Annotated in this window: 15 protein-coding genes; all 15 read right to left on the reverse strand. The window is 66.9% G+C overall.

Translation table 11 applies throughout. The features are described from left to right. Positions 1 to 247: 247 nt before the first annotated feature. Complete coding sequence (locus tag A0J57_RS22160) at positions 248 to 706, reverse strand: hypothetical protein (protein ID WP_061936584.1); 459 nt, start codon at positions 704 to 706, stop codon at positions 248 to 250. Between the two features lie 94 nt (positions 707 to 800). Continuing rightward, positions 801 to 1,940 carry a flagellar type III secretion system protein FlhB gene (gene flhB, locus A0J57_RS22165; protein WP_025548550.1) on the reverse strand — a complete coding sequence of 380 codons (1,140 nt, stop codon included), beginning with the start codon at positions 1,938 to 1,940 and terminating at the stop codon, positions 801 to 803. A 2-nt stretch (positions 1,941 to 1,942) separates the two neighbouring features. After that, on the reverse strand, positions 1,943 to 2,737 hold the full coding sequence (gene fliR / locus A0J57_RS22170; protein ID WP_048576692.1) for a flagellar biosynthetic protein FliR: 795 nt from the start codon (positions 2,735 to 2,737) through the stop codon (positions 1,943 to 1,945). Next, positions 2,734 to 3,006 carry a flagellar biosynthesis protein FliQ gene (gene fliQ / locus A0J57_RS22175; RefSeq protein ID WP_025548552.1) on the reverse strand — a complete coding sequence of 91 codons (273 nt, stop codon included), beginning with the start codon at positions 3,004 to 3,006 and terminating at the stop codon, positions 2,734 to 2,736. The genes fliR and fliQ overlap by 4 nt, the downstream gene beginning before the upstream one ends. A 47-nt stretch (positions 3,007 to 3,053) precedes the next feature. Next, a complete protein-coding gene (gene fliP / locus A0J57_RS22180) occupies positions 3,054 to 3,833 on the reverse strand; it encodes a flagellar type III secretion system pore protein FliP (RefSeq protein WP_061936582.1) in 780 nt (259 codons plus the stop codon). A gap of 97 nt (positions 3,834 to 3,930) precedes the next feature. Continuing rightward, positions 3,931 to 4,197, reverse strand: a complete 267-nt coding sequence (locus A0J57_RS22185; RefSeq protein ID WP_048576693.1) for a flagellar biosynthetic protein FliO — start codon at positions 4,195 to 4,197, stop codon at positions 3,931 to 3,933. Between the two features lie 85 nt (positions 4,198 to 4,282). Then, entirely contained in the window at positions 4,283 to 4,621 is a 339-nt protein-coding gene (fliN, locus tag A0J57_RS22190) for a flagellar motor switch protein FliN (protein WP_025548556.1), read from the reverse strand. Next, positions 4,618 to 5,502, reverse strand: a complete 885-nt coding sequence (locus A0J57_RS22195; protein ID WP_025548558.1) for a flagellar motor switch protein FliM — start codon at positions 5,500 to 5,502, stop codon at positions 4,618 to 4,620. Before A0J57_RS22195 ends, fliN begins: the two co-directional genes overlap by 4 nt. 50 nt (positions 5,503 to 5,552) lie before the next feature. Beyond that, the gene (fliL, locus tag A0J57_RS22200) at positions 5,553 to 6,209 is read right to left on the reverse strand and encodes a flagellar basal body-associated protein FliL (protein ID WP_061936579.1); all 657 of its coding nucleotides are present in this window, start codon (positions 6,207 to 6,209) and stop codon (positions 5,553 to 5,555) included. 28 nt (positions 6,210 to 6,237) lie between these two features. Beyond that, positions 6,238 to 8,088 (reverse strand): flagellar hook-length control protein FliK, encoded by a 1,851-nt coding sequence (locus A0J57_RS22205; protein ID WP_061936577.1) that lies wholly within the window; start codon positions 8,086 to 8,088, stop codon positions 6,238 to 6,240. Further along, a complete protein-coding gene (locus tag A0J57_RS22210) occupies positions 8,081 to 8,506 on the reverse strand; it encodes a hypothetical protein (RefSeq protein ID WP_025548561.1) in 426 nt (141 codons plus the stop codon). Before A0J57_RS22210 ends, A0J57_RS22205 begins: the two co-directional genes overlap by 8 nt. Further along, the gene (locus A0J57_RS22215) at positions 8,503 to 9,831 is read right to left on the reverse strand and encodes a FliI/YscN family ATPase (RefSeq protein ID WP_025548563.1); all 1,329 of its coding nucleotides are present in this window, start codon (positions 9,829 to 9,831) and stop codon (positions 8,503 to 8,505) included. The genes A0J57_RS22210 and A0J57_RS22215 overlap by 4 nt, the downstream gene beginning before the upstream one ends. After that, the gene (locus tag A0J57_RS22220; RefSeq protein ID WP_037482187.1) at positions 9,831 to 10,463 is read right to left on the reverse strand and encodes a flagellar biosynthesis protein; all 633 of its coding nucleotides are present in this window, start codon (positions 10,461 to 10,463) and stop codon (positions 9,831 to 9,833) included. The genes A0J57_RS22215 and A0J57_RS22220 overlap by 1 nt, the downstream gene beginning before the upstream one ends. Then, the gene (gene fliG, locus A0J57_RS22225; protein ID WP_025548566.1) at positions 10,450 to 11,463 is read right to left on the reverse strand and encodes a flagellar motor switch protein FliG; all 1,014 of its coding nucleotides are present in this window, start codon (positions 11,461 to 11,463) and stop codon (positions 10,450 to 10,452) included. Before fliG ends, A0J57_RS22220 begins: the two co-directional genes overlap by 14 nt. After that, complete coding sequence (gene fliF, locus A0J57_RS22230) at positions 11,456 to 13,207, reverse strand: flagellar basal-body MS-ring/collar protein FliF (RefSeq protein WP_061936574.1); 1,752 nt, start codon at positions 13,205 to 13,207, stop codon at positions 11,456 to 11,458. Before fliF ends, fliG begins: the two co-directional genes overlap by 8 nt. Position 13,208 lies beyond the last annotated feature (1 nt).

A 13,208-nucleotide genomic window follows, 5' to 3' on the forward strand; every position in this document is an offset into this window, starting at 1 on the left:
ATAAGAGACAGGTCTCCGGGCGCTTGAGCCGGGTTCGTCGCGGCGCTCCTGCGCCTGCTCGTGAGCGTGCCGTTGCAGGCGGTGTTGAGAAATTCAGGACGGTGGACTGAGCGGTTGGGGTGGATCCCCCTCCCGCCTGCGGGAGGGGGATCCACCCCAACCGCTCAGTCCACCGTCCTGAATTTCTCAACACCGCCTGCAACGGCACGCTCACGAGCAGGCGCAGGAGCGCCGCGACGAACCCGGCTCAAGCGCCCGGAGACAGAATCTGGTCGACCGCGCCGCGACGGATGTTGGCCTGCGCCGCATGGGCATAGGCGGCCTGTTCCGCGATGCGCTTGGCGACGCGGATCGTGCTTTCCACCGCTTCCTTGGAGGCCGGGGGCAAGGGGACCAGTATCTGCGGCTCGGGCAGCATCGACTGGATTTCGTCGGCTGCCCCGTCGACCGTCACCGTGCCGCCCTGACTGCGCAATTCAGCCAGAATGTCGGCAATGCGGGCATGCACCTTGGCATATTCGGCGCTGGTCGCGATGCTTTCTTCCACGCCCGACTGATCCTCGGGCGTCGGCGCCTGCCGGGACGATCCACCGCCCTGATGCACGGTGGCGGCCGATGAAATGGGCGCAATCGCGGACACGGCGGACGGCGCGCGGGTCGCGCCGCGCTCCACCGACAGTTCAGTCCGCGAAATATAGTCGTTCATGACGCACATCCTAATGCGTCCCCGTGAAGATTATACGGATATTAAGTCCTAAACTTAAGTTAAGGACGATCGATTTTCAGGAAACCGCTGATTATCAAGATGATTTTTTGCCGTCCGCGTCGAAGCGCAGATCGTCCGGCACGGTGATGAATGGCCGGTCCATCTCGCTCGCCATCCGATTCTCCACCCGGAAGACGAAGGCAAGGACGGTCGCGACCGCCATGTACAGCCCTTCATTGACGATCTGCCCGGCGCGCGAGGTGAAGTATATGGCGCGGGCCAGTTCGGGATATTGCAGCACCGTGACCCCGTTCTGGTCGGCAAGGTCGCGGATCGCCGCCGCCACCGCGTCGCAGCCGCGCGCCACCACCACCGGCGCGGCGTCCTGCCCCGGCTTGTAGCGCAAGGCGACGGCGAAATGGGTGGGGTTGGTGATGATGACGCTGGCCTCCGCCACCGCCTTGCGGGTCGAACCGCTCAGCACCTCATATTGCTTGCGGCGGATATGGCCTTTCAGCTCGGGGGAACCTTCGCTCTCCTTATGCTCGTCCTTGATCTCCTGCTTGGTCATCGACAGCCGCCTGGACCGCTGCATGAGCTGGGCGGGAACGTCGATGCCCGCGATCAGGAACAGGCCCCCCGCCATGATCAGGCAGGTCATGATGAACATGTTGCCAAGGTCCGCCATGGCGGGCGCCAGCCCCGCCTTGCCCAGCCCGACGATCTCCGTCAGCCGGTCCCAGATCATCCAGACGCCGATCGCGCCCAGCAGCGCGACCTTGGCGACGGACTTGACCAGTTCGATCAGCCCCTGGAGCCCGAACATGCGCTTGAGGCCGGCGGCGGGATTGAGCTTCGACGCCTTGGGCGCGAAGGCGCCGGGACGGAAGCCGAGCGAGCCGAGCAGCGCCGGCCCCGCAATGGCAGCCAGCAAGGTCGCCAGCAATATCCCCGCGACCGGCAGGGCGATGCCGGACAGCAGCGCGATGCCCCGGTCGGCCGGCGCGAAATTCACGATGTCCTCCCGCCGGAAACGCAACGCCTCTATCAGCATGTCGGACAGGGATTCGACCATGGAGGGCCCCGTGACCGCGATCCAGCCAATGCCGGCCATCACCACCAATGCAGTGGCGAGATCGCGGGACTGGAGAATGTCGCCATTCTTGGCCGCGTCCTTCAGCTTCTTGGCTGTCGGCTTCTCGGTCTTTTCGCCGCCGCCATTGCTCCCGGCCATGGTCAGTGCCCCTCCGCAATGGTCTGGGCCTGGTCCAGCCCGGCCTTCAGGGCGGCGGTGATCCCCTCCCCCATGATCGGCGCGGTGACGGCCAGCAGGATGAGCCCCGCCATCAGCGCCACCGGCATGCCGACCGCGAACAGGTTGAGCGCGGGCGCTGTGCGCGCCAGCATGCCCATGACGATCTGCACCAGCACCAGCGCGAAACCGACCGGCAGCGCGATGGTGACGCCCGCGCCGAGCAGCGCGCCGCCGAATTCGATCAGGTGCCAGACCGCATCGTTGCTCAGCATCGCGCCACCCGGCGGCAGCGCCCGATAGCTTTGCACGACAAAGCTCACCAGCATCAGATGCCCGTCCATCGCCAGCAGCAGGAAGGTCGACAGGATGGAGAGGAACTGGCCCACCGCCTGCGTCGCCTGGCCCGACGAAGGATCGACCATCGCCGCGAAATTGAGGCCCATGGTGTTGCCGATAGCCTCCCCGGCCACCAGCGCGGCGGCATAGCCGATCTGCACGGCAAAACCGATGGCGAGGCCGGCAAGCACCTCACCCGCAACCAGCATCACGCCCTGGAAACTGGCGACGCCGTCGGCGGGAAGCTGGATAGGCACGCTGTTGAGCGCGGCCATGCCCAGCGCCAGCGACAGGATCAGCCGCAATTGCAACGGCACGGCGGGCGCGCCGAAGACGGGCGCGGCGATGAAGGCGGCGCCGGGGCGGATCATGGCGATCAGCCAGATCCAGAGCTGGACTTCCACATTGACAAAGCCTGGGGCGAAGCCCGGCGCGATCATTGCAGCAGGTCCGGAATGCGCTCGAAAATCTCGCGCGTGAAATCGGCGATCAGCACCATGATGGAACCGCCGAACAGCACCAGCATCGCGCCGACGACGATGATCTTGGGGATGAAGGCCAGCGTCTGTTCATTGATGGAGGTCGCGGCCTGCACCATGCCGATGACGACGCCTGCGATCAGCGCGGGAATCAGGATCGGCGCTGCCGCCAGCGCCGTGATCCACAGCGCCTGCTGCGCCAGCCCCATGAAGAAATCGGCGTTTTCCATGGATCAGGCCGTCCCGGAGCCGTTTGGAGGAGAGAAGCGCCCGCGCTTCATGTCGCGAACGATCCGGCAAGCGAACCCATGGTCAACGCCCAGCCGTCCACCAGCACGAACAGCAGCAGCTTGAACGGCATGGAGATGATCGTGGGCGACAGCATCATCATGCCGAGCGCCATCAGCGTCGATGCGACCACAAGGTCGATGATCAGGAACGGCAGGAAGATCATGAAGCCGATCTGGAAAGCGGTCTTCAGTTCCGACGTCACAAAGGCCGGCAGCAGGATGGAGAAGGGAATGTCGGCGGGCGAGCGGAAGGCCGGCGCCTCCGCCAGATTGGAGAAGAGCTTGAGGTCCGTCTCGCGGGTCTGCTTGGTCATGAAGCCGTGCAGCACCTTGCCCGAACGGCCCACCGCCTCCTCGATGGAAATCTGCCCCTTGCCATAGGGATCGAAGGCCTGGGCATTGATCTGGTCGATGGCCGGCCGCATCACGAACAGGGAGAGGAACAGCGACAGGCCGACCAGCACCTGATTGGGCGGCGTCTGTTGCAGGCCAAGCGCCTGACGCAGCAGCGACAGGACGATGATGATGCGGGTGAAGCTGGTCATCATGAGGATCAGCGACGGCAACACCGTCAGCAGGCTCATGAGGATCAGGATCTGCAGCGATAGGGACAGCGAACGGCCGTCGCCGCTGATCTGCCCCATGGCGCGGCTCAGCGCGCCGCCATTGTCGATGGGCGCCGGGGCGGCGGGCGCGGCCTGCGCAAAGGCGGGCATGGCAAGGACCAGGGTCAGCAGCAGCAGCGCCACCACGCCCCATTTCATCATCCCCGCGCAGGCGGGGACCCATCTCCCGGCAGCAGCCTGCGGACTTGAAGTCCGGAGATGGGTTCCCGCCTGCGCCGGAATGACGGTGGCAAGCAGGTCAGCGCCCGGCACGATAAGGGTCGCCTTCCGCGATCTTCTCGATCCGCCCCCGCGTCACGGAAAGCAGGATCTTCTTCCCCTCGAACTCCACGACGGCGAGCTTGCCGAACGTCCCCATCGGCAATGCTTCCAGCACCTTGAGCGACCGGTCGTTCTGCCCGACCATCATCCCCGGCTGATATTTGCGCCACAGCCACAGCGCGCCGAAGGCCATGCCGCCGACCAGAGGCAATAAAATCAGCAGCTTGACGAAATACCAGATCATGAGGGCTTTCCGCGAAGATGGTTAATTCGTCATCCGTTCCGAAAGATTGGCGCGCAAGGCAAGCGGTAAATCTGCCGCCTGCGCTTCAGCCGCGCCGCTCGACGCCCGCCAGCCGGCTTTCGGCAGCCGCGATTTCGACGATGCGGATGCCGTAGCGGCCGTTCACCGTCACCACCTCTCCCTTGGCGATCAGCGCGCCGTTGACCATGATGTCGAGCAGGTCGTCGGCCTGGCGGTCCAGTTCCACGACGCTTCCTTCGCTCAGATCCATGACCTCCGCCAGCCGGAGCGAGGTCGACCCGACCTCCACCGACATGCGGACGGGAATGTCGGCCAGCAACCGGAACTGGCGGTTGTTCACCATGCGGGAAATGCTGTCCTCGCCCACGCTGTCAAGGCGGGGGGCTTCGCTCATATCGCTCATTGTCCGGTTTCCTGTGCAAGCTTTTCGATCTGGAATGCGGCGCGGCCATCCTGTTCGCCGATGGAGCCGTGCGCGACGATACGGTCGCCCACGATCAGCGGCAGGCTGCGGTTGATGGTGACGGGAATGATGTCGCCGGCCTTGAGCTGCATCAGTTCGGCCAGGGAAAGGTCGGGGCGCGCCAGCACCGTGCGGGCGGGCAGGCGGATGTCGCGCATGCGGTGGGCGATGCGCGCCTGCCACACCGGGTCGGCGCGTTCGTCGTCGATCGGGATGCGGCTGCCCGTCAACGACTCGACGGCGCGCAGCGCGGACAGCGGGAACAGCAGGTCGACGGGCCATTCGGCATCGCGGCTGATGCTGATCAGGAAGCGTTGCAGCACCATCTGCTCGCCCGGCTGGGCCGCGGCGGCGAAGCCGATGCCGGTTTCCCGGACGATCAGACCGGCTTCTATGGCCAGCATGTCGCTCCAGCATTCCACCAGCCGGGCCATGAAGGCATCGGAAATCCGCGCGATCAGGCGATCTTCGGTCGGCGTGAACTCGCCGCGCGGCGGCAGCGCACGATTGCCGATGCCGCCATAGAAACAGTCGACCAGCGTCGAGATCATCGCCGCATCGAGCCGCAGCAGCACCTGCCCCTTGAGCGGCGCCAGGCGATAGACGCCGATGCTGGAGGAGCCGGGCACCTCATGCGCCCAGGCGCCGAATTCCAGCGCGCGCGCGTCCTGCGCGGCGACATGCGGGCGAACCCCGGCGATCGGCTCGATCAGGGCGCGCAAACGCCGGCCGAGCTTTTCGCCCAGCCGGTCCAGCCCCGACAGCATCAGCGGCGCCTGCGATTCCCCCCGCCCAAAGGCGTAGGCTTGAACGTCGGTCATTTCAGTCCCCAGCCGTCCCGGGCGGGGGACTTCCCGCCGATCAGGCAGCCCTATTGAATAACGAAATTGGTAAAATAAACGTTATCGACGCCGCCATAGCCCGTCTTCTGCTTCAGAATGTCGTTAATAATGCCCTTGATCTTCCCCTGAAGCGCCCTTTTCCCCTCCGGCGTCGACAGCGCCTCCACCGGCTGTTCGGCCAGCATCATCAGGACCTGGCTGCGAATCGCCATCTCATGGACCTTGATCGCCTCGACAACGCGAATGTCGTAATAGGTCGAAACGGCGATGGAAATCTGCGCAAAGGCGTCCGTATCCGACATGTTGGAGGTGAACGGCGTCTGAAGCTGGAAATAGGTCGCCTGATAGGCCGCAGGATTGGCCGGGCTGGGCAGGTCGATGCCCTTGGCCGGGACATGGACGCCCGAAGGGGCATGACCCCCGCCGCCCTCATGCCCGCCGCCTTCGCCGCCGCCACCGCCGGCATAGCCATGGGCCTTCGCCACTTCCTCGGCATTTTCCCCCGCCAGCACGAGCACGGGCTTGTTCGGATCTTCCTTCGGCCCTTCTTCCTTCGGGCTGAAGAAACCCGCGGCGTAAAGACCGCCGGCCGCGCCCGCCCCGCCAACGACCATGGCGATGACGATGAGCAGGATCATCTTCATCCCACCGCCCTTTTTCTTCTTCGGCTTGGCGTCGTCACTCATCGGTCAAAGTCCCCCGCAATCCATGTCGTCAGGCATAGCGCGCGCGCGCGGCGGGATTGCCGGCATGGCGCAGCTCGTCATGGTTAAGAACGGCCGGATCGCCGGAATTTTTAGGGGCGAATGCGCTATTTTCCTGGGGACGCCAACGACCCTGTCCCTGCGATTGCGCCATGTTCTGGCCGTTGTTCGCCCATGCGTTCGCGCCCTGGGAACCCTGTTGCTGCGCGCCCTGCTGCTGGGAGGATTGCTGTTGATTGGCGCCGTCCGCCCGGGCCGCTTCCGCGACAGGGGGCGCGCGTTCGATCTTCACCTCGGCAATGCGCACCGCCGAAAGTCCGGCATCAAGGCGCAGACGGTCGCTGTCCTGGCGCAGCGCCATTTCGGCGGCTTCGCTGGCGACGGTCAGGCTGACCGCCGCGCCGTCGCTGCCCTGGCGGATGTCCACCTGCACGGCCCCAAGCTGGTCGGCGTTGATCTGGAACCGCCCCTGCGCACCGTTCGCGGACAGCCCGGCAATCTCGCGGGCCAGGCCGTCGATCCACTGGCCGGAAACGCCCATGTCGACGATCTGCGCGCCAAGGCTGGCGGACAGGTCGGCCGGCGGCGGCGCGACGGCCGACGGCACCGGCGGCGCGGAAACAGGCTGGGCGAGCGGCATCGGGGGCACGGCATCGACCGGATCATGCTGGGCGGCATGGGCCGGCATAGCCTCGACCGGCGTGGCGGCCCTGCCCGTTTCGACGCGGGCCGCGAGCGGTTCCCCGGCGCGGACCGGCGTGCCCGGCTGGCGGGCAGCGACCTGATCGCGCACGAGCTGGAGCAGGGCGAGCGCCTCGGACTTCACCGGGGCGCTGCCGGGATGCGCAGCGGGAACCGGGCCTTCCGGCTGGTCGGCCGATGCCGCAGGCGCTTCAATGGCTGGCTGCACAGGGGCGTCCGCCACGGGAGTCGGTTCAACCGTCGACTGGGCGGGAACCGGCTGTCCGACAGCCTGAGGCGGCAAGGGCGCCGCTACCGGCAGATTCTTGCCGCGATCCGGCTTGGCGGGCGCCGTTTGCGCGACCGGGGCCGTCGATGGCGGCAGCGCCTGCGCCGCAACGCCTGGCGGGGCCGGCATCTGGACAGCAGCGACGACCGTTGCCGGAGCCTGTGCCGCCTCGGCCTGCTCCTTCGGCCTGTCGCTGTCGCCCGGCTCGGCTTCCGCTGGCTCGTCGGCATGCTCCACCGCCGCGGCTTCGGGCAAGGCCTCCACCTTCTCCGGCTTGGTTTCCTTGCCGGGGCGCGGGGCCTTGGTCTGGGGATCGGGCGTCACGACCGGCAGTTCCAGCCCGCCGACCTCGCCCTCTTCCATCGCGACCGACGCCGCAGCAGGCATTTCCGCCGCGACCTCCTCGGCGGAACCGCTATCCACCGCAGGGCCGCTATCCACCTCAGGGCCGGCACCCACCGCAGGCGCCGTCTCCCGAACGGCGGCCTCGGCTGGCGCGTCGATCTTCCTCGCAAGTCCGGGCGGCAGCGGCAGCGAATCCTTGCGGTGGCTCTGCACCGCCCTCAACGCGTTGGCCAGACCGAAGGGCAAGGGGGAAGCCGTCTCGACCTCCGGATCGCCGCCATCGGCTTTGCCCGCCTTGGGCGGTGCGGGCTCCATGCCCTCGGCTTCATCCGCGGCCGCCGGGGCGATCCCTTGCGGCGGGCCCGCGATCCCCGCGCTTTCCTGCGCTTCGGGCAAAGCGGCCATCGTGCCGTTCAGCAGCTGGGCGAAATCCGCCGCCCCCTCCGCAGGCACGGCCAACGCAGCCGCGCCATCGGCGGGCATCGACGTCGCCGCCGAGGAAAAGAGCAGCGCCTTGAGGCTGGTCAGCATGTTCACGTCAGACATCTCCTGTCCTCTGCATCCGGCGATAGCGCGGCAGCGCCGCAAGCTTGTTCTCCCGCCATTCCTCAAGGTCCGCGCGGGCGCGATCCTTGAGCTTCACGGCGATTTCGCGATCCCGATTGGCCGCGAGGGAAAGGCCTTCCTTGACCTCCACCTTGCGGCGCGCATCGTAGAGCGCACCATCCAACTGGCGCCCCGCCTGTTCCAGACGGCCCGCCAGTTCCTGCATCGCTGCAAAATTCGCGCCAGTTGCGACGCCCTGCCCGGTAAAAAGATCGTTCCGCACATTGCGCAGCCGCTCGACATTGCGGGCAAGGCCCTCCGCCTCGTCGCGGGCGCGGGCGGTTTCGGCCGCGGCCATGGCATGCTGGACATGGCGGACGCGCAGCACGCGCTGGCGGCGGGCGACTTCGCCCTTCACGCGCCGAACTCGGCGATCAGGGCATGGGCGCTGGTGTCGAGGTCGATGAAGCTCTTCTGATCCTGACGAATGAAGTCGAGGACTTCCTGTCGCCGCTGCACGGCTTCATCGATCACCGGATCGTTGCCGGGGCGGTAGGCGCCCATCAGGATGAGGTCGCGATTTTCCTCATAGGCGGCCCAGAGGCGGCGATAGGCGGCGGCGGCAAGGCGATGCTCGTCCGGCACGACATCCGCCATGACGCGGGACAGCGACTTGCCGACATCGATCGCCGGGAAGATCGCCTGTTCCGACAGATGGCGCGACAGCACGAAATGCCCGTCCACAATGGCGCGGGCGGCGTCGACGATCGGATCGTCCGTATCGTCGCCATCGGCCAGCACGGTGTAGAGCGCGGTGATCGACCCGCCAGTCCGGGCATCGACACCCGCCCGCTCGACCAGACGCGGGATCAGCGCCAGCGCGGAGGGCGGATAGCCCTTCATCGCGGGCGGCTCGCCCAATGCCAGCCCGATCTCGCGCTGGGCATGGGCGCAGCGGGTCAGGCTGTCGATCAGCAGCAGCACCTTCTTGCCCCGCGCCCGGAAATATTCGGCAATGGCGGTGGCGCGGGCCGCGGCGCGCAGGCGCAGCACCGGCGGATGGTCTGCGGGGACGGCGACGACGATGCTCTTGTGCATCGCGCCTTTCAGTTTGGTCTCCAGGAAATCGCTGACCTCGCGTCCGCGCTCCCCGATCAGGCCCGCGACGACGATGTCGGCTTCGGCGCCCTGGATCATCTGGCCCATCAGCACCGACTTGCCGACGCCGGACCCCGCGATGATCGCGATGCGCTGGCCGCGTCCGGCGGTCAGCAGCGCATTCACCGCACGCACGCCCAGGTCGAACGGCTCGGTGACGCGGCCCCGGTCGAGCACATTGCCCTTGACGCCGTTCAATGGCCACGACCCGCCCGCGATGATCGGCCCCTTGCGGTCCAGCGGCTGGCCCATGGCGTCGATGACGCGGCCGATAAGGCCTTCGCCCACCTGCACCATGGTCGCCTGGGAATCCGGTTCGACCCGCGCCCCATTTTCCAGCGGCGCGTCGCTGTCGAGCGGCACCAGCAGCGTCCTGTCGCCGCGAAAGCCCACAACCTCGGCGCGGCAGACCGTCCCGTCCGAAGCGATCACCCGCGCGCCCGCGCCGATGGGACGGCGAAAGCCGGTGACTTCCAGCATGCCCGCATCATGGCTGACCAGCCGGCCGACATGGCGCGGCTGCCGGTTCTGCACCTGCATATGGTCGAACAGCGTTTCCGCCTGGGCCAGCGAGGCGCGAATCATCAGGCCTTGCCCTCCATATCGTCCAGCAGGGCGCGCAGGCGCGACAGGCGCACATCCGGGCCGTCCTCGACCCAGCCGTCGGCGGTTTCAAGGCGCACGCAGCCGCGCTGCATCGCGCCGTCGGGCACCAGCTTCACGCCGATGCTCTCGCCTTCCAGCAGTTCGATGTCGTCGGGATGCAGGTGCAGCGCGCCCTTTTCGTCATTATCCTCGATGAAGGCGGCCACGCTGTCGCAGCGCTGGAGCAGCCGTTCGATGTCGATCTCGACTTCGCCCACGATCTGCTCCACCAGCCGGACCACGGTCGCGGAAAGCATGGTGGACAGCATGCCGCTGGGCGCTGGCGCCAGCAGTTCCAGCGCTTGGGCAAGCTGCTGGCGGGCCTGCGTCTCGGCCGCATGGGCTTCCGCCGTCACGCGGCTGCCTTCGTCGAAGCCCATGGCGAAGGCTTCGATCCGCGCCTGTTCCAGCACATCCTCTTCGCTTTCCGGAATGCTGTCATGCACCGGCTGGCCGGGCGCGGCATGCGCAGGCGCGAACAGGCTGCGAAAGCCGCCGCTCGTCACCTGTCCCATGCCGCCCAGCGGTATGCTGGCGACCTCCGCATTGCTCCAGAGCTTAGACAAAATCATTCCCCTTGCCGCCCAGCATGATGGTGCCCGCATCGGCCATGCGGCGCGCGGTGGCGATGATCAGCTTCTGCGCGTCGATGACCTCGGCCAGGCGGATCGGCCCGCGTTCCTCGATCTCGTCGGCAATGGCCTGCGCGGCGCGGGCGGACATGGAACCGAATATCTTCGCCTTCAGCATGTCGTTCGCGCCCTTCAGCGCGACCACCAGGATCGAACTGTCGACGGTGCGCATCAGCGTGCCCATATTCTTGTCGTCCATGTCGATCAGGTTGTCGAAGACGAACATCTCCTCCTCGATCGTCTGGGCGACCATCTTGTCCCGCTTGGCCAGCGCCTTGATGATGCGCTGCTCATTCTCCTTGCGGACATTGTTCATGATCGCCGCCGCCTCGATGGTGCCGCCGCGCTGCGATGCGCCGCCCTGCTTCTTGGCCATGTTGCCGCGCAGCAGGAGCTGCTCCAGATCGTCCAGCGCCTCGTTCGACACGGGGCCGAGCGTGGCGATGCGGTAGACCACCTCTTCCTGATATTCGGTCGGCAGCAATTGCAGCACGTCGGCGGCGATCGGCGCCTCCAGATGGGCGAGCACGATCGCCATGATCTGCGGATGCTCCGCCTCGATCAGCACGGCGATCTCCTTGGCGTCCATCCATTTCAGCATCTCAAGCTGGGTGGAGCGGGTCGGCGGGGTGATGCGGGCCAGCATGTTCTCGGCCCGCTCCTCGCCCAGCGCCTTGGTCATCGCGCCGCGAATATGGCGGGTCGCGCCATAGCCGATGGTGGTGCGCTTCTTCGCCTTGGTGACGAAATGATCGAGCGCTTCGTTGACTTCCTCGACCTGCACATCGGCCACGTCATACATGGCATAGCCAAGCTGGCGCACCTCATCGGGCTCCAGGCGGGAGAGGATCTGCGCGGCCTCATCCTCGTCGAACAGCATCAGCAGGACGGCGGCGGCGGCGCTGCCCTTCAGCGCCGTGGCGGTGGCGGCGTCAGGCATTTTCCTTCTTCCCTTCCTTCAGAAGGTCGCGGACGACCAGCGCGGCGCGATCGGGGTCCTGCTTCACGAAATTGCGGATCAGGTCGGCGCGCTGGGCATAGTCGTAAGTGGAGGAGATCATGTCGAGCGTGACCGGCGTCGACCCATCCGGGTTGACCGTCGCCTGACGGGTGATCTCGGTCGAGATTTCGCGGCCGATCTTCTGGCCCTCGGCGGCGACCTGTTCGGCGGCGGCGGCCTGAGCGGCGGCGCGGCGCTTCAGCAGCGGGCGGCCGATGCCGAAGATCACCAGCAGGGCGACGAGCAGCGCAGAGACATTGCGCACCAGCGGCGACACCCATCCCGCTTCATACCAGGGCGCCTGAACCACTTCTTCCTTGGCGAAGCTGCGGGCGGAAAGGGCCACCACGTCGCCCCGCGCCTGGTCGAAGCCGACCGCCCCCTTCACCAGAGCCTCCAAGGCCGCGATCTCCTGCGCCGAACGCGGCTTGCCGTCGGGCCCGTTGTCGAGCGCGACCGCGACCGACAGGCGCTTGACCGTGCCGATGGCGTCCCTGGTCACGGAAACCTCGCGGCCCAGTTCGAAGCTGCGGTTGAAGGTTTCCTCGGTCTTCATCAGCGGATTGGGCGGCGTGCCGGGCTGGGCTGCGGTCTGGGCGCTGGTGGCGCCCTGCGCGACGGCCTGGCCATTGGGATTGGTCTGCGTCACGGTCGGATTGACCGGCGCCTGATTGCTGAGCGCGCCGGGAATGCCGCTCGCTTCGCCGCCCGCGCCCTGACCGCGCGGGTCGGATGCCCAGGTGCCCTGTTCGCTGCGAAGACGCGCTTCATCCTGCGGATAGGTTTCGCGGGTCGCCTGGCGCTCGGCAAAGTTCAGTTCGGCATGCACCTCCGTCGAAAATTTGCCCGCCCCCAGGATCGGCGTCAGCAGCGCGATCACCGACTGGCGATAGCGATCCTCCATCTTCGTCTGCACGGCCAACTGGCGGTCGTCGGCGGCGTTGCTGTCATTATTGCTGAGCAGACGGCCATTCTGATCGACGACCGATATGTCCTCCGGATTGAGTTCCGGGATCGACGAAGCCACCAGATGCACGATGGCGCTGACCTGCTGGTCGGTCAGCGACCGGCCGGAGGCAAGACGCAGCATCACCGATGCGGAGGGTTTGGACCGTTCGCGCAGGAAGACGCTGGGCGGCTCGACCGCAAGGTGGACCTTGGCGCTCTCCACGCTGTCGATCGCCTCGATGGTGCGGGCCAGGTCCATTTCGCGGGCGGAGCGCAGCTTTTCGCCTTCCACCGCGCGCGATGCGCCCATGGGCAGGCTGTCGATCATGCTGTTGCCGTCGGGCGCGCTCTTGGGCAGGCCCTGGGCGGCGAGCATCATCTTCGCCTTGAAATAATCGTCCTCGCCAACGGTCATGCTGCCCGAATTGTCGAAGTCGTAGCGGATGCCATTCTGGTCCAGCACGCTCGCAACCGCCGACTTGTCGGCATCGGGCAGGGCACGGAACAGGTCGCGCTGCGGCGGTTCGCGCAGGGCGAGCCAGGCCGCGCCAGCGGTCGCGACGACGCCCAGCAGGCCCAGCAGCGGCAGGCTCTTCGCCACGGCGGGCTGCTTCATGAAGCCGGTGAAGCGCGCCTTCAGCGCATCGACGCCCTTCGCGCCGCCCGGAAAGGCGGGGCTGGTGGCCGGGAGAGCGGCGGCGCCGCCGACGGAGGGGGTGAGTGCGTTCTCGCTCATA

The sequence above is a fragment of the Sphingobium sp. 22B genome (genome assembly GCF_001580035.1).
GTDB lineage: Bacteria > Pseudomonadota > Alphaproteobacteria > Sphingomonadales > Sphingomonadaceae > Sphingobium > Sphingobium fuliginis.